At 71.5% G+C, this 18799-nt stretch carries 18 protein-coding genes; 8 read left to right on the top strand and 10 right to left on the bottom strand.

Annotated elements, in window-relative coordinates; genetic code table 11:
* Window positions 1-159 precede the first annotated feature (159 nt).
* The 4 genes from QFZ76_RS33395 to QFZ76_RS33380 all read right to left on the bottom strand — a co-directional run bounded on the left by QFZ76_RS33395 (window position 160) and on the right by QFZ76_RS33380 (window position 6037).
* Window positions 160-1455, bottom strand: coding sequence for a hypothetical protein (locus QFZ76_RS33395; RefSeq protein WP_307677179.1), 1296 nt, complete (start codon window positions 1453-1455; stop codon window positions 160-162).
* Window positions 1452-3155: a DUF3492 domain-containing protein gene (locus QFZ76_RS33390; RefSeq protein WP_307677178.1), complete on the bottom strand. Its 1704-nt coding sequence runs from the start codon at window positions 3153-3155 to the stop codon at window positions 1452-1454. The genes QFZ76_RS33395 and QFZ76_RS33390 overlap by 4 nt, the downstream gene beginning before the upstream one ends.
* Before the next feature lie 222 nt (window positions 3156-3377).
* Window positions 3378-4964 carry a DUF3152 domain-containing protein gene (locus tag QFZ76_RS33385; RefSeq protein WP_373464383.1) on the bottom strand — a complete coding sequence of 529 codons (1587 nt, stop codon included), beginning with the start codon at window positions 4962-4964 and terminating at the stop codon, window positions 3378-3380.
* Window positions 4965-4972: 8 nt separating this feature from the next.
* Window positions 4973-6037, bottom strand: a complete 1065-nt coding sequence (locus tag QFZ76_RS33380; RefSeq protein ID WP_307677176.1) for an alpha/beta fold hydrolase — start codon at window positions 6035-6037, stop codon at window positions 4973-4975.
* A 164-nt stretch (window positions 6038-6201) separates the two neighbouring features.
* Between QFZ76_RS33380 and QFZ76_RS33375 the strand changes: the two genes are divergently transcribed.
* The 4 genes from QFZ76_RS33375 to QFZ76_RS33360 all read left to right on the top strand — a co-directional run bounded on the left by QFZ76_RS33375 (window position 6202) and on the right by QFZ76_RS33360 (window position 8046).
* Entirely contained in the window at window positions 6202-6426 is a 225-nt protein-coding gene (locus QFZ76_RS33375; protein ID WP_307677175.1) for a hypothetical protein, read from the top strand.
* 154 nt (window positions 6427-6580) lie between these two features.
* Entirely contained in the window at window positions 6581-7222 is a 642-nt protein-coding gene (locus tag QFZ76_RS33370; protein ID WP_307677174.1) for a TetR/AcrR family transcriptional regulator, read from the top strand.
* A gap of 146 nt (window positions 7223-7368) precedes the next feature.
* Entirely contained in the window at window positions 7369-7596 is a 228-nt protein-coding gene (locus QFZ76_RS33365; RefSeq protein WP_019754243.1) for a DUF3107 domain-containing protein, read from the top strand.
* Between the two features lie 180 nt (window positions 7597-7776).
* Entirely contained in the window at window positions 7777-8046 is a 270-nt protein-coding gene (locus tag QFZ76_RS33360) for a hypothetical protein (RefSeq protein ID WP_307680207.1), read from the top strand.
* Window positions 8047-8090: 44 nt separating this feature from the next.
* Here QFZ76_RS33360 and QFZ76_RS33355 read toward each other — a convergent pair whose 3' ends face one another.
* Entirely contained in the window at window positions 8091-8837 is a 747-nt protein-coding gene (locus QFZ76_RS33355; RefSeq protein ID WP_307677172.1) for a ferritin-like fold-containing protein, read from the bottom strand.
* A 473-nt stretch (window positions 8838-9310) separates the two neighbouring features.
* On the opposite strand from QFZ76_RS33355, the gene QFZ76_RS33350 reads away from it, so the two are divergent.
* Both QFZ76_RS33350 and QFZ76_RS33345 read left to right on the top strand, forming a co-directional pair.
* A complete protein-coding gene (locus QFZ76_RS33350) occupies window positions 9311-11812 on the top strand; it encodes a DEAD/DEAH box helicase (protein ID WP_307677171.1) in 2502 nt (833 codons plus the stop codon).
* Window positions 11813-11906: 94 nt separating this feature from the next.
* Window positions 11907-12788 carry an alpha/beta fold hydrolase gene (locus QFZ76_RS33345; protein WP_307677170.1) on the top strand — a complete coding sequence of 294 codons (882 nt, stop codon included), beginning with the start codon at window positions 11907-11909 and terminating at the stop codon, window positions 12786-12788.
* A 24-nt stretch (window positions 12789-12812) separates the two neighbouring features.
* On the opposite strand, the gene QFZ76_RS33340 is transcribed toward QFZ76_RS33345, so the two are convergent.
* Entirely contained in the window at window positions 12813-13706 is an 894-nt protein-coding gene (locus tag QFZ76_RS33340; protein ID WP_307677169.1) for an NYN domain-containing protein, read from the bottom strand.
* Window positions 13707-13936: 230 nt separating this feature from the next.
* On the opposite strand from QFZ76_RS33340, the gene QFZ76_RS33335 reads away from it, so the two are divergent.
* Window positions 13937-14089 carry a hypothetical protein gene (locus QFZ76_RS33335; protein WP_217241068.1) on the top strand — a complete coding sequence of 51 codons (153 nt, stop codon included), beginning with the start codon at window positions 13937-13939 and terminating at the stop codon, window positions 14087-14089.
* An 87-nt stretch (window positions 14090-14176) separates the two neighbouring features.
* Here QFZ76_RS33335 and QFZ76_RS33330 read toward each other — a convergent pair whose 3' ends face one another.
* From QFZ76_RS33330 to QFZ76_RS33320, 3 genes are all read right to left on the bottom strand, one after another.
* On the bottom strand, window positions 14177-14782 hold the full coding sequence (locus QFZ76_RS33330) for a MarC family protein (protein WP_307677168.1): 606 nt from the start codon (window positions 14780-14782) through the stop codon (window positions 14177-14179).
* Window positions 14783-14848: 66 nt separating this feature from the next.
* A complete protein-coding gene (locus QFZ76_RS33325; protein ID WP_307677167.1) occupies window positions 14849-15706 on the bottom strand; it encodes a PHP domain-containing protein in 858 nt (285 codons plus the stop codon).
* 130 nt (window positions 15707-15836) lie between these two features.
* The gene (locus QFZ76_RS33320) at window positions 15837-16478 is read right to left on the bottom strand and encodes a DUF6758 family protein (protein ID WP_266434105.1); all 642 of its coding nucleotides are present in this window, start codon (window positions 16476-16478) and stop codon (window positions 15837-15839) included.
* A gap of 161 nt (window positions 16479-16639) precedes the next feature.
* Between QFZ76_RS33320 and QFZ76_RS33315 the strand changes: the two genes are divergently transcribed.
* Entirely contained in the window at window positions 16640-17929 is a 1290-nt protein-coding gene (locus QFZ76_RS33315; RefSeq protein WP_307677166.1) for an MFS transporter, read from the top strand.
* A 41-nt stretch (window positions 17930-17970) separates the two neighbouring features.
* On the opposite strand, the gene QFZ76_RS33310 is transcribed toward QFZ76_RS33315, so the two are convergent.
* Complete coding sequence (locus QFZ76_RS33310) at window positions 17971-18555, bottom strand: suppressor of fused domain protein (protein WP_307677165.1); 585 nt, start codon at window positions 18553-18555, stop codon at window positions 17971-17973.
* Window positions 18556-18799: the final 244 nt, after the last annotated feature.

Genomic DNA, 18799 nt, shown 5'->3' with positions numbered 1-18799 from the left:
GCGTCGGCGGGTGTCCGTCCTCGGTCTGGCGCGGAATCGGTCTCTCACCAGGGCGAACATGTTGACGCGCCATCCGCTGCGGGCGGACACCCCCCGACACGTCCCCTTCGCGCCGTATGCGGGTGCCGCACCGCTGGGGTACCGGTCGCCGTCGCGTCATCACCGCTTCTCCGCCGGGGTGTGGGCCGAGGCCCGGGTGAGGGTGCGGGTTGCGTGGAGCAGGAGGATCAGCGCTCCCGTGCCGCAGGTGAGGGCCTGGACGCTGCCCGGGCCCCAGGTGTCGGTGAGGGTCTGGACCGGGAGGGCCAGGACCTCGCAGCCGGGGAGGCGAGCCGCGAAGACCGTGGCCAGGGCCGCTGCCTGGGCCGTGGCGGTGGCCGTGAGGATGACCGCGGGGGCGTGGGTGAAGCGGTGGATGGCGAGGAGGCGGGAGAGGAGGAGAAGGGCACCCAGGGTGGTGGTCTGGGCGTAGGTGATGGGTTCGTCGAGGGTCGTGGCGGTCAGGGTGAGGAGGGCGGTCAGGGCGCAGAGGAACAGGGCGAACGTGCCGAGCAGCAGCGGGCGTACGGATGCGGCGAAGTCCTCCAGGCCGCGGCTGGCCGTCAGTTTGCGGCGGGCTCGTGCGGTGAGGAGGTGGGTGGTCCAGGCCGCTGAGGCGCAGGCCCAGGTGAGGGCCAGGAACGGTGCGGTGGCGAGGGGCCAGGGGGCGTCCGGGGTGCCGTCGGGCAGGCCGTCGGGGCCGCCGACCAGAGCGGTTCGCAGCAGGCCGTCGCCCAGGAGGGCGTAGGCGATGAGCCAGTACGTCCAGGCGCTGGTGCCGGTCGCGAGGGTGCCGGATCTGGGGCTGAGCGGGCCTCGGGCGAGGGCCGCGCGCAGGGCCAGGGCCACGGCGAGGGCGCCTGCGGCGGCGACCGTCGGGCGGGCCTGTCCGTGGGTGAGGTGCAGGCCGACCACGGTCGCCGTGCACAGGGCGCCGGGGAGGAGGGTGAGGAGGACCCAGTCGACGCGAGGGCGAGGGTCAGCCTCGGAAGCGCGGGGTTTGGGGGTTGCGCCGTCGCGAGGGATCCTCGCGTGCATCTCCTCGGCCAGGGAGAAGACGTCGCGGTGCCGGAAGCGGGCGGCGGTGCGGTCGGTGACGCCGTGGGCCTCCAGGCCGGCCGCGATCTCCAAGGGGTCCACCGCTCGTTCGCAGAGGTCCCGGTGACGGTGCATCAGGGCCTTGACCGGGTCCGCGGTGGCGCGGCGGGGGGTGGGGGTGGTGGAGCGGGCGTTTCCGGTTTTACCGCTTTTACCGCGCGCGCTTGGGTCAGGGCCTGGGGCGTGGTCGGTGGTGGCGTCCGCGTCGGGCCCCTGGTCTGCGGCCGTCTCCGTGACGAGCCACTCCTCCGAGCGTTCGTCCCAGGCTCCCGGGCTGTTCGGGGCCCCGGGGCGGTCCAGTTCGCCGAGTTCGCTCATGACGCTCCCTCCGTGGCCGCGGCCGGCGCCGTGGCGCGTACGGGCGGTCCCGCGGCCCAGCCGGGCCCACCGCGTGCCACGACACGTAGGCCCTGCTCGGTCCAGCGTCCGGGTACGTGGGCCTCGGCGGGGGTGGCGAACGGCAGGGGTTCGCCGGTGGCGTCGAGGAGGACGCGGCGGACCGGGGTGCGCGAGACGATGTCCAGGTAAATGCCGTGAAATGCCGTGATGTTCTGCTCGACGGTGAACAGTTCGAGCGCGCGGGCACGGGCGGCGGCGCCCAGGCGCTCACGGCGCTCGGTGTCGCGCAGCAGCGCCACGCACGCCTCGGCGAGCGCCCGCGGATTGCGCGGGGGCACGACGAGACCGGTGCCGCCGATGACCTCCACGACGGCACCGACGTCCGTGGACACCGTCGCGCGGCCGCAGAACATGGCCTCGACCAGGCTGATCGGGAAGCCCTCGACGACGCTGGACAGGACGGTCACCGCGCCCGCGGCGTACGCGTCGGCCAGGGTCGGCAGTTCCGGGCCGCCGATCTCCTCGAAGGAGACGGGGTTGTCGCCGACGGCGTGCGGGCCGTCCGCCTCGTCGGGGAAGAGCTGCGCGGCCAGCGCCTTGCAGTGGCCGAGGTAGGCCGTGCCCTCCGAGCCGGAGGGGGCGCCGACGATCCGCAGCCGCGTCTTGGGCTCCTCCTTTCGGATCTCCGTGAAGGCGTGCAGCAGGGAGACCAGGTCCTTGGCCGGTTCCACCCGGCCGATCCAGACCAGGGTGTGCGGGTCGGCGCACTCCGGCGATTCGCCGACGTCCGCGAAGCGGGAGGCCTCCATGCCCGGGTAGACCGTGCGGAGCTTGTCGCGGTCGGCGCCGCAGCGTTCCTGCCAGCGGCGCGCGTGCGCGTTGCCGGACGTGACGATCGCGGCCCGGCCGTAGGCCTCGGCGGCGAGTCGGCCGTGGAAGGCGGCGAGCAGGGCGCGTACAGACGGCGAGGACTCGGTGGCGGTCAGGTAGTGGGTGCGCAGCCGCACGCCGTACTCGGTCACCAGCAGGGGCACGCCGCAGAAGTGCCGGGCGAGCAGCCCGGGCAGGGCCGCCGCACCACCGGACGTCACATGGCAGAGGTCGACGGAGCCGAGGTCGTCGTCCTCGTACCAGTCGAGCGAGAGAGGGCGCAGAGCGCGTTCCAGATGCGCGGCGACGGTGAGCAGATCCGGTACGCGCGCCTCACGCGCCGTGCGCAGTGCGCCGGGAGCGCGACAGGCGCGTTCCAGGGCGCGTACGGCAGCCTCGGAGCGCAGCGCGCCCACCAGCCCGCCCTCGTCGCGGGCGAGTTCGGCGAGGCCGTACAGCGCGCTGGCGAAACGGTCCGCCTCGGTGGCCGACGGCTCCCCGGCGGCCTCCGCGACGCTTCCCTCGCACAGGGCGGCCGCCAACTCGCCGTAGCACTCGGCGAACCGCCGGCGCGCGCGCCGGCCGTATCCGACCTCGTCCTCCTCGGCCGTCCACAGCGGTGCCGTGCGCACCCTGCTGACCTGCGGCGGCAGCGGAACCCAGCCCTCGTCCTCCTGGCGCTCGCTGCTGCTGAGCGCGTAGATGTCGAACTCGTGCTGCTCAAGCCCGCGCACGAGCCGGTCGCACCAGAGCCTGGCGTCACCGCTCACATACGGATAGCCACCCTCCGTAAGCAGTCCGATGCGCACCAGCGCACCCCCGATCTCCCGTATGGGGAGCCGCCGTTGAACCGGCGACTCGCAGCGGGACGAACGTATGCGGACAAGGCGGTGGTGCGACGGACGGTTGTCCGTCGCACCACCAAAAGGGGTGAACAGTCGTAACTTTCCCGTGCGGGTCGCGTTCCGTCGCGCTAAGAGATCATGCGGGTACGGATCGTCACTCGCGGGCCACTCGAGGCTCGGCGCCCGTCAGCGGCCCGGATAGGGCCAGGGATTGGCCCGGCAGCGGATTCCGTCGTGGTCGAGGAACTTGGTCTGCTGCTGCATGACCGGGGCGAGGTCGCCGTTCTTGTCGCAGGTGACGTGGCTGTAGCCGAGCCGGTGGCCGACTTCGTGGTTGATCAGCATCTGGCGGTATGCGTGGATCTGATCACCGTAGGTCTTCGATCCCTGCGCCCATCGATAAGCGTTGATCATCACGCGCTCGGTGGAGGCCGAGTCGCACGACACGTTGTCCACGGTGGTGTCCAGACCGGACTTGGCGCACCAGGTCGCGGTGGTCCCCGGACTGGCGAGGGTGATCACGAAGTCGGGCTTGCCGGAGTAGACGCGCTCGAAGGTGCGGGCGCCGTTGTGGGCCCAGCTCCGGTCGTCGTTGAGCGTCTTCTGCACGGCCTCGGCGAAGAGTCCGCCGTCGAGCCCGAGCCCCTGCTCCACGTCCACGCGGTAGGTGTACTTCTGCCCCTTGCCGGGCGCCTTGGCGATCCCCTTGATCGCGTCGAACTCGCCCGGCCCCTTGAACGCGGCACCGAGCGCGTACCTCTTGTCCATCCCCTGCTCGTACGTCAGCGTCGCCACGCTCGGCGAACCCGAAGGCGTCGGCCGGCCCTCCCCGCGCGAGGCCCCGTCGCGGGCGTCGCGGGCCTGGTCGGTGGCGGACTGCGACTGTACGGCGTTGTCGTCCCGCCCGTCCGTGACCTGACCGGCCACGACGACGGCCAGCACGGTGGTGACGGCGGCGGCCGCGATCCCGGTGAAGGTGCGTCCCTTGCCGCCCTTGACGGGCGCCGGTTCGCCCGTGGGAGGCGCATCGTCGTCCTCGGGGCGGTCGACACCGGTCTCGGCGGGCCAGTCGGTGACGGTGCCGTAGGGATCGGAGGCGTGCGCGGAGAGCGGTTCCCGGTGCGCCGGGGCGACGGACGTCCGGGGCGCGAAGACGTCGTCGTCCCCCGCGAAGAGGTCACCGTCCCGCTCGAAGGCGTCGAGGTAGTCCTGCCGCGGCTCTCTCCGCCCCCTCGTGCCCACCGGCGGCGCCTGCCGCTGCCGCGGAAGACCGACGCCCGGGCCGCCCGGCCTGCCGCGCCCGCTCAACTCCCCCCAGGCGCCACCGGATTCCCGCTGCTCGGGATGCCCGCCACGAACCTGCGGGAAGCCATGCGCGGGCGTGCCGTCGGGAAACCTGGGGACACCGTGGGCGGGCGTCCCATCGGGAAACCTAGGCACCCCATGAGCCGGCGTCCCGTCAGGAAACCTGGGGACACCGTGGGCCGGCGTCCCGTCAGGAAACCTCGGCACCCCATGAGCCGGCGTCCCGTCAGGAAACCTCGGCACCCCATGAGCCGGCGTCCCGTCAGGAAACCTCGGCACCCCGCCCGCGGGAGTCCCGTCGCCGTACCTCGGAACCCCCTGGGCCTGCGTTTCGTACCCCGGCTGCGGCGCGGGCGTTGCCTGCCGCGCGGCCGGTGGGCCCTGTGTCCGGCCCTGGACAGCGGGCTCGGTGCCGTCCCCCTTGGGGCCACTCTTGGGAGCAGATCCACGTCGACTGTGGCGTCCCACCTCGCCCCTCAGCTCCCCGAGTTCGTACTGCCCGACATTCCGGCCCCACCGCCGGAGGCTCCTTCTGTGGCGTCAAAGGTACCCTCGCCCCCGCTGAAGTCCCGCACCCCACCGGCACAGGCCGCCACATCGGCGAGCAACTCGCGGACCGCCCCGGCCACCGTCTCCGGGTATTCCATCATCGCCACGTGCCCCGCCTCCGGCAGGGTGAGGAGGCGCGAGTCGCGGAAGGCGCGAGTCGCCTTCGATGCCATGCGGAAGCCCACGAGTTGGTCGCGGCCGCCGTAGACGAGGAGGGTCGGCGCGAGGACCCGTTCGGCCTGGCGCCACAGCGCGTGCTGGCCGCCCAGGGTGTACGCGTTCACCAGCCCGCGCGCGGAACGCGTCATCGCGTCCCAGAAGTACGGCAGTTGCAGGCGCCGCTCCATCTCCTCCACGGCGTTGCGGAACCCTTCCGGAGTGACCCGCCCGGGATCGCCATAGCAGAGGGCCATGACCCCCCGGACCCGCTGTTCCGCCGTCCACTCCTTGGTGAACCGGGTGAAGAGCCCGGCCACGCCGGGCACCGCCAGCAGCCCCGTCGGCACGGCCGTGCGCTGGACGCGGATCTCCGGCAGCGCGGGCGAGACAAGGGTGAGGGTGCGGACGAGATCGGGCCGTACCGCGGCGACGCGCGTGGCGACGGCGCCGCCGAGCGAGTTCCCGAAGAGATGCACCGGACCGCGCCCCGAGGCGTCGAGATAACGCATCACCGCGCGCGCGTGCCCGGTGATCGAGTAGTCGCCGTCGTCCGGCGGTGGGGAGTCGCCGAAGCCGGGCAGGTCGACGGCCTCGCCGTCGACGGCGTCCTCCAGCTGCTGCATCAGCGCCGACCAGTTCTGCGAGGAACCGCCGAGCCCATGGACGTAGAGCGCGGGTGGCAGCCCCTCGCGCGCGGGCGGCCTCGACCGGACCGTCAGCGTGACCCCCGGCAGCTCGACCGACCTGAGCCGCTCGCCCTCGGCCACCCTGACGGGCGCCACTTTGGGCAGCACGTTGGCGGGCGGCACGAACGGCAGCTCGGTCGAAGACATGCGGCAATGTTACGAGATGATCACGCAGTGGTTCGTGTGTTCGCCGTCACAGAAGGTACCCGGATCGCATGGCGTCCAGATCGGGTGTCTCCTAGGCTCGTACGCAGGGCACCCGCATGTGGCCCCCTGTTCCACTCAGGGATGTTCTAGGAAGGGAGCCCATCATGGCCGTCGACCCCCGCGACCCCGAGACCTTCATGAACGAGGACACCGAGGAAGCGACCGAGATCGACGTCGAAGCGCCGGAGGGTGACGCCGCCGAGCAGCAGGCGGACGTCAAGCCGGACCGCGACGACCCGCTGACCGGCGTGGACCCGGGCCGGGCCAACGAGGCGGACCTCATCGAACAGGCCCGCGTCGTCTCCATCGACGAGGACGACTATCGGTGACAGTGCCCGTTCCATCCCGGTTTGAGAGACGGTGCGCGGCATTCACCAGCGTCCGGTCCGTGAAATTCTGCGCTCGCACTGCGCACACCACGGTTACCGAAAAGTACGATGGCGGCGCGGCGCACACCGCACGAGGACGACTTTGGGAGGCGGCGTGACAGCCATCGAGCAGACAGAGGCGGCGCGCCCGCGAGGCACGCGCCTGCCGCGCCGTGCCCGACGGAACCAGCTGCTGGGCGCCGCGCAGGAAGTCTTCGTGGCGCAGGGCTACCACGCGGCCGCCATGGACGACATCGCCGAGCGCGCCGGCGTCAGCAAGCCGGTGCTCTACCAGCACTTCCCCGGCAAGCTCGACCTCTACCTCGCGCTGCTGGACCAGCACTGTGAGTCGCTGATCCAGTCCGTACGCACGGCGCTGGCGTCAACGACCGACAACAAGCAGCGCGTACGGGCGACCATGGACGCCTACTTCGTGTACGTCGAGGACGACGGCGGCGCCTTCCGCCTGGTCTTCGAGTCGGACCTGACGAACGAGCCCGCGGTGCGCGAGCGCGTCGACAAGGTCACGAACGAGTGCGCCGAGGCGATCTCCGAGGTCATCGCCGAGGACACCGGCCTCTCGCCCGCGGAGTCGATGCTGCTGGCCTCCGGCCTCGGCGGGCTGGCCCAGGTGGTGGCCCGTTCCTGGCTGCACAGCGACCGCAGCGTGCCGCGCGAGCAGGCGGTCCAGCTGCTGACCTCGCTGGCCTGGCGCGGCATCGCCGGTTTCCCGCTGCACGGCACGGACCACCACTGACACACACCACCCCGAGGGTTTGTTCCCGCCCGCTGTTCGCTCCTGGCGTTCTTGGGCGGAGCATGTACGTCCCCTCACCGGGCTAATGTGTGCGGAGTACGGCGCGGAAGGTCGCGCACTTCACTGACCGTCGGAGGGACATAGCCGTGGAGGTCAAGATCGGCGTGCAGCACGCGCCTCGCGAGATCGTTCTGGAGAGCGGTCAGAGTGCCGAGGAGGTCGAGCGGGCGGTGTCCGAGGCGCTGGCCGGCAAGTCGCAGCTGCTGAGCCTCGTCGACGAGCACGGCCGCAAGGTCCTCGTCCCGGCCGACCGCCTCGCCTACGTCGAGCTCGGTGAGCCGGCCCCGCGCAAGGTGGGCTTCGGCGCGCTGTAGTCATACGTATCGAGAGGGGCCCGGCGACCGTGAGTCGTCGGGCCCCTCTCGGTTTCTTCGGTTTTTTTCTCCACATCCGGAGCACAACTCGCACACAGAGGAGGATTGCATTCCGCAGGTCACGGGTATGACGGGCTACGACCGTGACGCGCAGTGTGGCCGTGTGGGAGGAACCCCATGATGTTGTTGGAAGCGCTCGGCTCCGCTCTGCTCGGTCTCGTGCTGGCGGGCTTGGCGGTCCACCGACTGTCCCACCGTCTGCCCGCCCGTTCCCTGGTCCTCGCGACCGGTGTGGCCGGGGCCCTCTTCGGAGCCTTCGTCACGCACAGCGCGCTGGACACGGGCGGCGTCCTGCTGATCCTCCTGGGCGCGGCGATCGTCTGCGCGGCCTCGCTCTCGCTGCTGCTGCGCCCCGCGGGAAGACTCCGCCGCCGATCGGCAACCGCCTGATCCGCCGCCGATCGCGGCGTCCTCGATGAACTAATGCCGCGGCCCTAGGCAGCAAGCCCAAGTGCCGCCATCCGCTTGGTGTGCGCCTCGGTGATGCGGGAGAACATCCGGCCGACCTCGGCGAGGTCGAAGCCGTCCGCGACGCCGCCCACGAGCATCGTCGACAGCGCGTCCCGGTCGGCGACCACGCGCTGGGACTGCGACAGGGCCTCGCCCATCAGCCGCCGCGCCCAGAGCGCGAGCCGGCCGCCCACGCGCGGTTCCGCGTCGATCGCCGCACGCACCTTCTCGACGGCGAAGCCGGCGTGCCCGGTGTCGTCGAGGACGGCCAGGACGAGCTCGCGGGTGTCGGTGTCGAGCCGGGCGGCGACCTCCCGGTAGAAGTCGCTGGCGATCGAGTCGCCGACGTACGCCTTGACGAGCCCCTCCAACCAGTCCGAGGGCGCGGTCTGCTTGTGGAAGCCGTCCAGCGCGGCGACGAACGGCTCCATGGCCGCGGTCGGCTCCTCGCCGATCTCGGTCAGTCGGTCGCGCAGCTTCTCGTAGTGGTGGAACTCGGCCGACGCCATCTTCGCCAGCTCCGCCTTGTCCGCCAGCGTCGGCGCCAGCTTCGCGTCCTCCGCGAGCCGCTCGAACGCCGCCAGCTCGCCGTACGCGAGCGCGCCGAGCAGGTCGACGACCGCGGCTCGGTACTGCGGTTCGGCGGAGGCCCGCGTCCAGTCCTGGGCGGCGACTCCGGTGTGTGCTGCAGGTGCGGCGGAGGCGTTGTCAGGCTTGTCAGAGGTCGTCATGAAGCGCACAATAGCTCGCTCTCCGCGCGACGGAAGTCCCTGGTCAATCAGTGTGACGACGACTACGTGACCGAATCGGCCATCGCATGTGCGCGTTTCCGGGGTACAGTGGTAATGCGCCCGGCGACTATTCGACGGGCCGCACGAATGAGGATGCCCGGTCGGTGGCCCGATCGGCTCCGACCCGACAGCCCTCCTCGCCCGTACGACGCAGTGCGTACGAAGTTCGGAGGGGGACCCTCAGCGGTTCGAGCGCTAGAGCGTCGGCAGTGGTCCCGTGTCATACGGCTCGCCCGTAAGGCAGTAGTCGACGTCCCCAGCACGGTCCTAGACGACCCCCGCGCTCGCCCTCGCGCCGCGCACACAGAAGAGGCAGCACCCTGACTACGACTTTCCGAGAGCTCGGAATCCTTCCCGAGACGGCCGAAGCACTTGAGGCCGTCGGCATCATCACTCCCTTCCCCATCCAGGAGATGACACTCCCCGTCGCCCTCTCGGGCAGCGACGTCATCGGCCAGGCCAAGACCGGCACCGGCAAGACGCTGGGCTTCGGCCTCCCGCTCCTGGAGCGCGTCACCGTTCCCGCCGACGTCGAGGCCGGCCGCGCCCAGCCCGAGGACCTCACCGACGCCCCGCAGGCGCTCGTCGTCGTCCCCACCCGCGAGCTGTGCACGCAGGTCACCAACGACCTGCTGACCGCGGGCAAGGTGCGCAACGTCCGCGTTCTCGCCATCTACGGCGGCCGGGCGTACGAGCCGCAGGTCGAGGCCCTCAAGAAGGGCGTCGACGTGATCGTCGGCACCCCGGGCCGTCTGCTGGACCTCGCTGGCCAGAAGAAGCTCAACCTCAAGCACATCAAGGCGCTCGTCCTGGACGAGGCCGACGAGATGCTCGACCTGGGCTTCCTGCCCGACGTCGAGAAGATCATCAACATGCTGCCGGCCCGCCGCCAGACCATGCTGTTCTCGGCGACCATGCCGGGCGCGGTCATCGGCCTCGCGCGCCGCTACATGTCGCAGCCCACGCACATCAGCGCCACCTCGCCGGACGACGCGGGCAAGACGGTCGCGAACACCAAGCAGCACATCTACCGCGCGCACAACATGGACAAGCCCGAGCTGGTCGCGCGGATACTGCAGGCCGAGGGCCGCGGTCTCGTCATGGTCTTCTGCCGTACGAAGCGGACGGCGGCCGACCTGGCCGACCAGCTCCAGCAGCGCGGTTTCGCCTCCGGCGCGGTCCACGGTGACCTCGGCCAGGGCGCCCGCGAGCAGGCGCTGCGCGCGTTCCGCAACGGCAAGGTGGACGTCCTCGTCTGCACCGATGTCGCCGCCCGCGGCATCGACGTCGAGGGTGTCACCCACGTCATCAACTACCAGTCCCCCGAGGACGAGAAGACGTACCTGCACCGCATCGGCCGTACGGGCCGCGCGGGTGCCAAGGGCATCGCGATCACCCTCGTCGACTGGGACGACATCCCGCGCTGGCAGCTCATCAACAAGGCGCTGGACCTCGGCTTCAGCGACCCGCCGGAGACGTACTCCACCTCCCCGCACCTCTTCGAGGAACTGAACATCCCCGCGGGCACCAAGGGCGTCCTGCCGCGCGCCGAGCGCACCCGCGCCGGGCTCGGGGCGGAGGAGCTGGAGGACCTGGGCGAGACGGGCGGCCGTGGGGCGCGCGGCGGTCGCGGTGACCGAGGCGGCCGTGGAGACCGAGGCGGCCGTGATGACCGCGGCGGTCGCGGTGACCGTGACGCCCGAGGCGGTCGGGAGGAGTCCCGGCCGGCCGAGGGCGAGCGTGCGGCCCGTACGCCGCGTCGCCGCCGCCGTACCCGCAACGGCTCCCCGCTGGACTCGACGGCCCCCGTCGGCACGGCTCCCGTCGAGGGTGTCGCCCCGCAGGAGACCACCGCGGCCCAGGACGCCACCGAGACCCGCACCCCGCGCCGCCGTCGCCGCACCCGCGGCGCCGCATCGGAGACGGTGCCGGCCACGGCAGCGGCGACGATCGAGCCGACGGTGTCCGAGATCGCTCCGGTGCCGGAGGCCGCGGAGGCCGCCGTCACCACGGCCGAGGGCACGGCTGCCCTCGACACCGCCGGGGCCCCGGCGAAGTCGCGCCGCCGCCGTACCCGCAAGTCCGCGGAGACGGCCGTCGACACGGCCGAGTCCACGACGCCGGAGACGGTGCCGCAGACCCCGGTGGAGGCGGAGGCTCCCGCCGCCGCACCGCGCCGCCGTACCCGCAAGGCCACGGCTGCGACTGCGGCCGAGGTCGCGGTCGACACGGCCGAGGGGACCGGGACTCCGGAAGCCGAGGTCGCGGAGGCTGCGGAGGCCAAGCCTCGTCGTCGTACGCGGAAGGCCGTAGCCGCCGCCGAGGCTCCGGCCGAGGCCGCCCTCGACACGGTCGAGGCCGTGGAGGCCAAGCCCCGTCGCCGTACCCGCAAGGCCGTTGCCGCCGAGCCCGTCGCCGTCGTCGCCGAGATCCCGGCGCAGACGGCCCCGGAGGCGGAGCCGGCCGCGGTCAAGCCCCGCCGGACGCGCAAGGCCGCCGCCACCGCCGAGGCAGCGGTCGACACGGTCGAGGCCCTGGAGGCCAAGCCGCGCCGCACGCGCAAGACGGCGGCTGTCGCCGAAGCCGCCGTCGACACCGCGGAAGGTACGGCTGCCAAGCCGCGCCGGACGCGCAAGACCGCCGCCGCGGCTCCGGCCGAGGCCGCCGTCGACTCCGCCGAGGCCGTGGAGGCCAAGCCGCGCCGGACGCGGAAGACCGCCGCGGCCAAGGCAGTCGAGGGTGACGTGGTCGAGGCGGAGGCCGAGGCGAAGCCTCGTCGTCGCACCCGCAAGGCCGCGGAGCCCGCGGTGCCCGCCGCCGACATCCCGGCCCAGGCCGTAGCCGAGGAAAAGGTCGCCGCTCCCCGGCGCCGGACCCGTAAGGCCACGGCAGCCACGGAGCCCACGGAGAGCTGATCTCCCGCCCGACGGCCCGGTTCACCTCGTGTGAACCGGGCCGTCGGCATTCCCGGAGCCGACGACCCCGCACCCCACCCGATACCCTCCCCCCGTGACCAGCCAAGCCTCCTTCACTCGGCCCCGCAACGCCCGCGCCTACTCCCTGCGCACCCCACGCGGAGACTTCGCCGTCGTCGATTCGCCCGCGGCCCCCGGCGTCGAGCCGAAGGGCACCGTGCTGATGCTGCCCGGCTTCACGGGGAGCAAGGAGGACTTCACGCTGTTGCACGAGCCGCTCGCGGGGCGCGGGTACCGTGTCGTGGCCGTGGACGGGCGAGGGCAGTTCGAGTCGGACGGCCCCGAGGAGGACGAATCCGCCTACGCGCAGGCCGAGTTGGCGCGGGACGTGCTCGCCTTGGCCGAGAGCGTCGGCACGCCCCTGCATCTGCTCGGGCACTCCCTCGGCGGCCAGATCGCCCGCGCTGCCGTACTGCTCGACCACTCCCCCTTTCTCTCGCTCACCCTGGTCTCCTCCGGACCCGCCCAGATCTCCGACTCCCAGCAGAAGCGCGTGAAGCTGTTGCGGGACGCGCTCGACGTGATGGGTATGGCCGAGGTGTGGGAGGCCATCCTGGCGATGGGCCCGCCGGAGGAGGTCGGCGGCCCCGCCCGCGGCATCGGCGGCACGGAGCAGCTGCGCCGCCGCTGGCTGGGCAACAAGCCCGCCCAACTCCGAGCCACCGGCCGCCAGTTGTGCACGGAGCCGAACCGGGTCGCCGAACTCGCCGCCGTTCCGCTCCCGTTCCACGTCCTGTCGGGCGCCCGGGACGACACCTGGCCGGTGCCGCTGCTGGACGGCATGGCCGTACGACTGCGGGCGCGGCGGACGGTCATCCCGGGCGCCGAGCACTCCCCCAACGCCGACCAGCCCCTCCCCACCGCCCGCGCCCTCGCGGACTTCTGGGACAACACCCGGCTCAGCGAGCACGAGTAAGGGCCCGCCAAGGGACCGTAGGGTCTAGTACTGCGTCCGCAGGTGCTCCCAGAAGCCGTCCCGCAGCGCGCGTCTGAGGTCGGCCTGGCCGCGGAGCGAGTACTGCAGCAGGCCCTCCGCCTCGACCAGGAGGTCCTGGTCCACCGAGCCGGGGAGGTACGGGTGGCCGGGCAGCAGGTCCCCGAGTGAGTCCCGTCCCCTCGCCGCCAGCCACTTCGCCGCGATCTGCGCGCCCACGAAGCGGACGTCCTCGCGCGCGGGGCGGGGCGCCGTCGACTCGTGGGCGAGGCCCGTGCGGCGGGACACGTACGACTTGAAGAAGTCGAGGTCGAAGGTGCGCTGGCTGTCGACCTCCCAGAGCAGGGGCTCGGCCTGGTTGCGGCCGTCCGGCGCCTCGATGCCCCAGAGGTGGACGCGGGCGCCGTAGCCCTGGGCCGCCTCGACCGCGGAGACCAGGTCCTCGTCGCCGCCGAGGAGTGCCGCGTCGCTGATGGCGCGGTGGCGGGCGAGGGACTCCAGGTCGGAGCGGATGAGGGAGTCGACGCCCTTCTGCTGGTTGTTCGCGTTCAGGTTGCCCAACCGGACCTTGACGTCCGGGAGTTCGGCGATGGACTGCTGCTCGGCGGTGTGGATGCGGCGTCTCGCGCCGTCGTACCAGTAGACCCGCAGCAGCCTGCTGTCCGCGAAGATCGTGCGCGCCTTGTCGATGAGCGCCTCGATCAGCCCCTCGGCGTCCAGGTCGAACGCGCGGCGGTCCTCCGTCCCGGAGACCAGGCGTCCCGCGGCCGCGTACAGGTATCCCGCGTCGACGAAGATCGCATGGGTCGAGGGCGTCTTCGCCACCTCGGCGAGCATGCGCTGGAGCAGCTCGTTGGTGCGGTCGATGCGGGCGCTGAGGGCCGCGAGGTCGTCGTTCATCGTCTCCATTGTCCCGGCGGTCACGCTGCGAACACAACCGGTCCCGGTCAGTCCCGTTCACACCTCTTCCGAACCTCTTACCGGTCAGTAATTAGCCGTTCGAAAAATTTCTTTAGCGTAGGGAATGTTTGTAACACGCATCCCGTTGACTACCTACAGAAGGCGCAGCACCACGCGGCGCCACCCAAGTAGTTCTCCGCAGGAGGATGACCAGACGAAGGGAGAAGCCAATGCGCTTCGAAATCATGCGACTCGACGATGTCGACGGCACGGCCGTGGACAGCACCGTCGTGGACGCCGCCTCCGTCAACCGAATCGTGCAGCAGGCCGCCGCCATAGGACAGCGCCTCTGGATTCGCCCGGCCGAGACCTCGGCCTCATAACGCGCGAGTCCCCGCGACAGACTTCAGAGCCCCCGTACGGCACCGACGCCGTGCGGGGGCTCTGCGTATGTCCGGGCCACCGGGCTCTCAGCTCGCCCGGATCACCTGCGTGACGCCGTTGATGATCTGCTGCACGGCGATGGCGGAGAGCATCATGCCCGCGAGCCGCGTCACCAGGACCACGCCGCCGTCCTTGATGACCCGGATGATCAGCAGCGAGTACCGCATCACCAGCCACAGCACGACATGGATGGCGAGGATCGCCGTCCACACCGACACCTGCATGGCGACGCTGTCGGCCTTCTGCACGGCGAGGATGACCGACACGATCGCGCCCGGCCCGGCCAGCAGGGGCATGCCCAGCGGTACGAGGGCGACGTTGACGTCCTTGGTCTGCTTCGGCTCGTCCGTCTTGCCGGTGAGCAGGTCCAGCGCGATCAGCAGGAGCAGCAGCCCGCCCGCGATCATCAGCGCGGGCACGGACACGTGCAGGTAGTCGAGGATCTGGTGCCCGAGCAGCCCGAAGACGGTGATGACCCCGCCGGCCACGCAGACGGCCTGGAACGCCATCCGCTTCTGCACCTTGCCGGGGCGTCCGGAGGTCAGCGCGAGGAAGATCGGGGTGATCCCGGGGGGATCCATGATGACGAAGAGGGTCAGGAACAGGGAGCCGAAGACGGCGAGGTCGAACATGAGGGTGAGGGCCTTGCTGAGTGACGTGCGGGACGAACGGACGGGGAGTACGCGAGGGACGTGACTTCAGGCCCCGCCGGCCCCCGGCACCGGGAAGGCTCCCGTCGCCCGTCGCGTGATCTCGCCGTACACCTCGGGATCCGTCACGTACTCGCCGAGCACGCACGTCTTCCGGCTGCCGTGGTAGTCGCTGGACCCGGTGGTCAGCAGCCCGAGTTCCTTGGCGAGGCCGCGCAGCCGCGCCCGGGTGTCCGGGTCGTGGTCCATGTGGTCGACCTCGATGCCGTCGAGCCCGGCCGCGGCCATCTCGGCGATCGCGGACTCCGGGACCGTACGCCCCCGCTTGCTCGCGCCCGGGTGGGCGAACACGGCGACGCCGCCCGCGCCCTTGATCAGCCGGATCGCCTCGAAGGGGTCGGTCTCGTGCTTCGCCACGTAGGCCCGGCCGCCGTCGGCCAGCCAGTCGGCCGTGAACGCGTCGTCCACGGTCGGTACGACGCCCAGCTCGACCAGCGCGGTCGCGACATGCGGGCGTCCGACCGAACCGTCACCCGCGATCCGCGCCACCTGCTCCCAGGTGACCGGCACGCCCTGCTCCTGAAGCCGGGCGACCATGCCCCGCGCCCGCGGCACCCGGTCGTCCCGCACCAGCTCGCGCTCGGCGAACAGCGCCGGCTCCTCGGGGTCGAAGAGGTAGGCCAGCATGTGCAGGGAGACGCCGTCGATACGACAGGACAGCTCAGCGCCGGTGACCAGTGTCAGCCCCTGCGGCAACGCGGCGACCGCCTCGGCGTGCCCGCGGGTGGTGTCGTGGTCGGTCAGCGCGACGACGTCGAGACCGGCCGCGGCGGCGTTGCGCACCAGCTCGGCCGGCGTGTCCGTACCGTCGGAAGCGGTGGAGTGGGTGTGCAGGTCGATGCGCACGACGCGGACTCCAAGCGGTGACGGGACGGAGGAAGACGCTCAAGGATAACCGGATTTTCGGGCTCCCCTGTCACACCCGCAACCACACAGTGCCCCCTACACGCGCTCGCAGCCGGCCCTCAGCCGACCCCTAGGGTTCGAGCAGCCGGGGCGACAACGCGCCGCACGGCACCAGCTCCAGCTCGGCCCCCGCATCGCGCAGATCCGTCAGCACCAGCTCGTCGTACATCAGCAGCCCGGACTGCTCGGGCCACACGACGGCCCACACCCACAGCCCGAGCGCCTCGCCCGCGAAGACCGCACGGTCGTCCGGCGCGCCGGCCACATGCCACAGCGGGGTCGGGCGACCGGCGGCGAGGACCTTGGCCTGGGGCGGCTTCTCGACGTTCATGTACGGCCCCGGGTCCGGGCCGTCGATGCCGCCGTACCGCGCGCCGAGACCGACGCCGAGTTCCTCGGCGACCAGGATCAGCTCGCCCATGCCGCCGAGCGGTCCGGGTCCGGAGCAGGCCACGGCCGTGGCACGGCCGCCGCTGCGGTCGTCGCCCGCGCAGGCCACGCCTGTGAACAGCCAGCCGACGGGCAGTGGCCACGGCATCCACACCGGCACCTGGGTGCGGTGCACCACGACACCGAGGGCCTCGACGCTGGGCGGGATCACGGGCTGCACCGGATGCACGGTCCCGTGGACGTCGCACTGCCAGGTATCGGCGAAGAGTCCGGGAGCCCTGACCCGGCCACCACACTTCGGGCAACTGGGTTCGCCCCTCATAGGGCCCCACGGTCCTACCCCTGCTCCGCCACGTCAAGGACTGATCACCCGTCCGGGCGGAAGCCGTTCACCGGCGAAAACCAGATGTAGCTTGCATTAATTAGGCGATCTAACTTATCGTGTGTATATACCAACTAACTTCGTCGGGATGGGAGCACACGATGGGAGACACCAAGGACCCCTTCGACGCGGGAGCCGGTGGCATCCTGCGGCAGCCGAGGGCGGTGTGGGCGACCGCCGGCGCGTCCGTCGTCGCCTTCATGGGCATCGGGCTCGTCGACCCGATCCTGCCGTCCATCGCCTCGGGCCTGGACGCCACCGCCAGCCAGGTCTCGCTGCTCTTCACGTCGTACTTCCTGATCACCGCGATCGCGATGCTGGTCACCGGCTTCGTCTCCAGCCGCATCGGCGGCCGCCGGACCCTGCTGCTCGGCCTCGCCCTGGTCGTGGTCTTCGCGGCGCTGTCGGGCACCTCGAACTCGGTCGGCGAACTCATCGGGTTCCGGGCCGGCTGGGGCCTCGGCAACGCGCTCTTCGTCTCGACGGCCCTCGCGGTCATCGTCGGCGCGGCGAATCCAATAGGGGCCGCGCGCAGCGCGTCCGGCAAGGGTGGTGGTGGGCGACGGGCGGGAGGCAGCGCGGCCGCGATCCTGCTGTACGAGTCCGCCCTCGGCCTCGGCATGGCGTGCGGGCCCCTGGTGGGCGCACTCCTCGGTGACGCCAACTGGCGCTACCCCTTCTTCGGCACCGCGTTCCTGATGGCCATCGGCTTCCTGTGCATCACGGCGTTCCTGAAGGAACAGCCGAAGCCGGCCCGGAAGACCTCGCTGCTGGACCCGATCAAGGCCCTCGGCCACGGCGGGCTCGCCTCCGCCGCCGTCTCGGCGTTCTTCTACAACTACACGTTCTTCACCGTGCTGGCCTTCACGCCGTTCGTGCTGGACATGACCCCGTACAAGTCGGGCGCCGTGTTCTTCGCCTGGGGTGTGCTGCTCGCCGTCTTCTCGGTGATCGTGGCGCCGCGCATGCAGGAGCGGTTCGGTTCGCTGAAGGTGCTCGGCGGCTCGCTGGTGCTGCTCGCGGTCGACGTGCTCGTCCTCGGGTACGGCAGCCACACCGCCGCCATCGTCTGCACGATCCTGTCCGGCGCCTTCATCGGCGTGAACAACACCGTCTACACCGAGTTGGCGCTCGGCGTGTCGGACGCGCCGCGTCCCGTGGCGAGCGCGGGCTACAACTTCGTGCGCTGGTTCGCGGCCGCCGCGGCGCCCTACTTCGCGCCGAAGATCGAGGAGTGGAGCGACATCCACATCCCGTTCGTGGTCGCGGCGGTGACCGCCGTGCTGGGCGCGCTCGTGGTCGCCGTACGGCGGAAGGCGCTCGCACACGACGCCGAGGAACTGGAGCCGGTGCACGCGACCGAGGACGGGGTCACCGTCTTCGCCAACTGACGCTTTTCGGCCACCGGTTGGTGAGCTTGCTCACCCGCGTGTCAGTCCAGCGGGACGGACTTCCGGGACGGATCCCTGAGGTCCGTCCCGTTCGTCAGCCAGCGCTCCTGGAGGGCCTGAGCACCGTGCACCCGCTTCCAGGCCGCCTCGTTCGGGGTCATCGGGAGCAGGGGCAGGAACCGTACGGGGTCGAGGGGTTCGTCGAGTTCCAGGTCCTCGACCAGGCCGCCCGGCTCGGCGACCAGCACCGAGGTGAAGGGAGCGCCGGGCCACAGGGGCTCACCGATGTCGAGAGAGGCGCCGGGGGCCACCACCACGCCCTCGACCTGCGGGGACGCGCCGAGCACGGCGAGCGGGCGGAGTGCCTTGTCGGTGTCGGCGAGGCCGCCGCGTACCGAGAGGATCAGCTCGGCGCGCGGGCCCTTGACCGGGTCGGCGAGCGCGGCGGTGGGGTCGCTCATCGGCTGGGCGGACATGCCGAGCGTGGCGTAACGGACGATGTCCCCCTCCTGGAAACGCAGCACCTCGATGCGGTCGGTGCCGAGGAAGGTGACCGCCGCGCGCGCGTCCGGCTCGCCCAGCGCGCTGCGCAACCGGGCCTCGACCAGAGGAAGAACATCAGCCATGTCGCGAGCATAGAACTCGTCAGTACCGGGCAAAGCAGCGCCTTGACACTTCGGTCGGCTGATACTCTTGCCCGGTGGTTCGGGGCAGCACGCAGAAGCGTCGCGATCAAGCCCCGACGCCGAAGGAACTCCCTTACGAGGGACCGGCCGGAGGAGGTGGGGCTGCAATGGACCGAAGTCGACCGTGCAGTAGCACCCGCTCTTCCCGCCGCTGATGTAGCTGCTCTGGCTCTGGCTGGCTGCC

The organism is Streptomyces sp. V4I2, from assembly GCF_030817655.1.
Taxonomy (GTDB): domain Bacteria; phylum Actinomycetota; class Actinomycetes; order Streptomycetales; family Streptomycetaceae; genus Streptomyces; species Streptomyces plumbiresistens.
The sequence above is the reverse complement of the archived record's forward strand: the minus strand, read 5'-3'. Positions and strand labels throughout refer to the sequence as shown.

Bases quoted from the DNA above. Each gene is read 5' to 3' on its own strand.
- QFZ76_RS33395 (WP_307677179.1), bottom strand. From the start codon at position 1,455: ATGAGCGAACTCGGCGAACTGGACCGCCCCGGGGCCCCGAACAGCCCG.
- QFZ76_RS33315 (WP_307677166.1), top strand. From the start codon at position 16,640: ATGGGAGACACCAAGGACCCCTTCGACGCGGGAGCCGGTGGCATCCTG.
- QFZ76_RS33380 (WP_307677176.1), bottom strand. From the start codon at position 6,037: ATGTCTTCGACCGAGCTGCCGTTCGTGCCGCCCGCCAACGTGCTGCCC.
- QFZ76_RS33330 (WP_307677168.1), bottom strand. From the start codon at position 14,782: ATGTTCGACCTCGCCGTCTTCGGCTCCCTGTTCCTGACCCTCTTCGTC.
- QFZ76_RS33350 (WP_307677171.1), top strand. From the start codon at position 9,311: ATGACACTCCCCGTCGCCCTCTCGGGCAGCGACGTCATCGGCCAGGCC.
- QFZ76_RS33310 (WP_307677165.1), bottom strand. From the start codon at position 18,555: ATGGCTGATGTTCTTCCTCTGGTCGAGGCCCGGTTGCGCAGCGCGCTG.
- QFZ76_RS33335 (WP_217241068.1), top strand. From the start codon at position 13,937: ATGCGCTTCGAAATCATGCGACTCGACGATGTCGACGGCACGGCCGTG.
- QFZ76_RS33340 (WP_307677169.1), bottom strand. From the start codon at position 13,706: ATGAACGACGACCTCGCGGCCCTCAGCGCCCGCATCGACCGCACCAAC.
- QFZ76_RS33355 (WP_307677172.1), bottom strand. From the start codon at position 8,837: ATGACGACCTCTGACAAGCCTGACAACGCCTCCGCCGCACCTGCAGCA.
- QFZ76_RS33320 (WP_266434105.1), bottom strand. From the start codon at position 16,478: ATGAGGGGCGAACCCAGTTGCCCGAAGTGTGGTGGCCGGGTCAGGGCT.
- QFZ76_RS33375 (WP_307677175.1), top strand. From the start codon at position 6,202: ATGGCCGTCGACCCCCGCGACCCCGAGACCTTCATGAACGAGGACACC.
- QFZ76_RS33360 (WP_307680207.1), top strand. From the start codon at position 7,777: ATGTTGTTGGAAGCGCTCGGCTCCGCTCTGCTCGGTCTCGTGCTGGCG.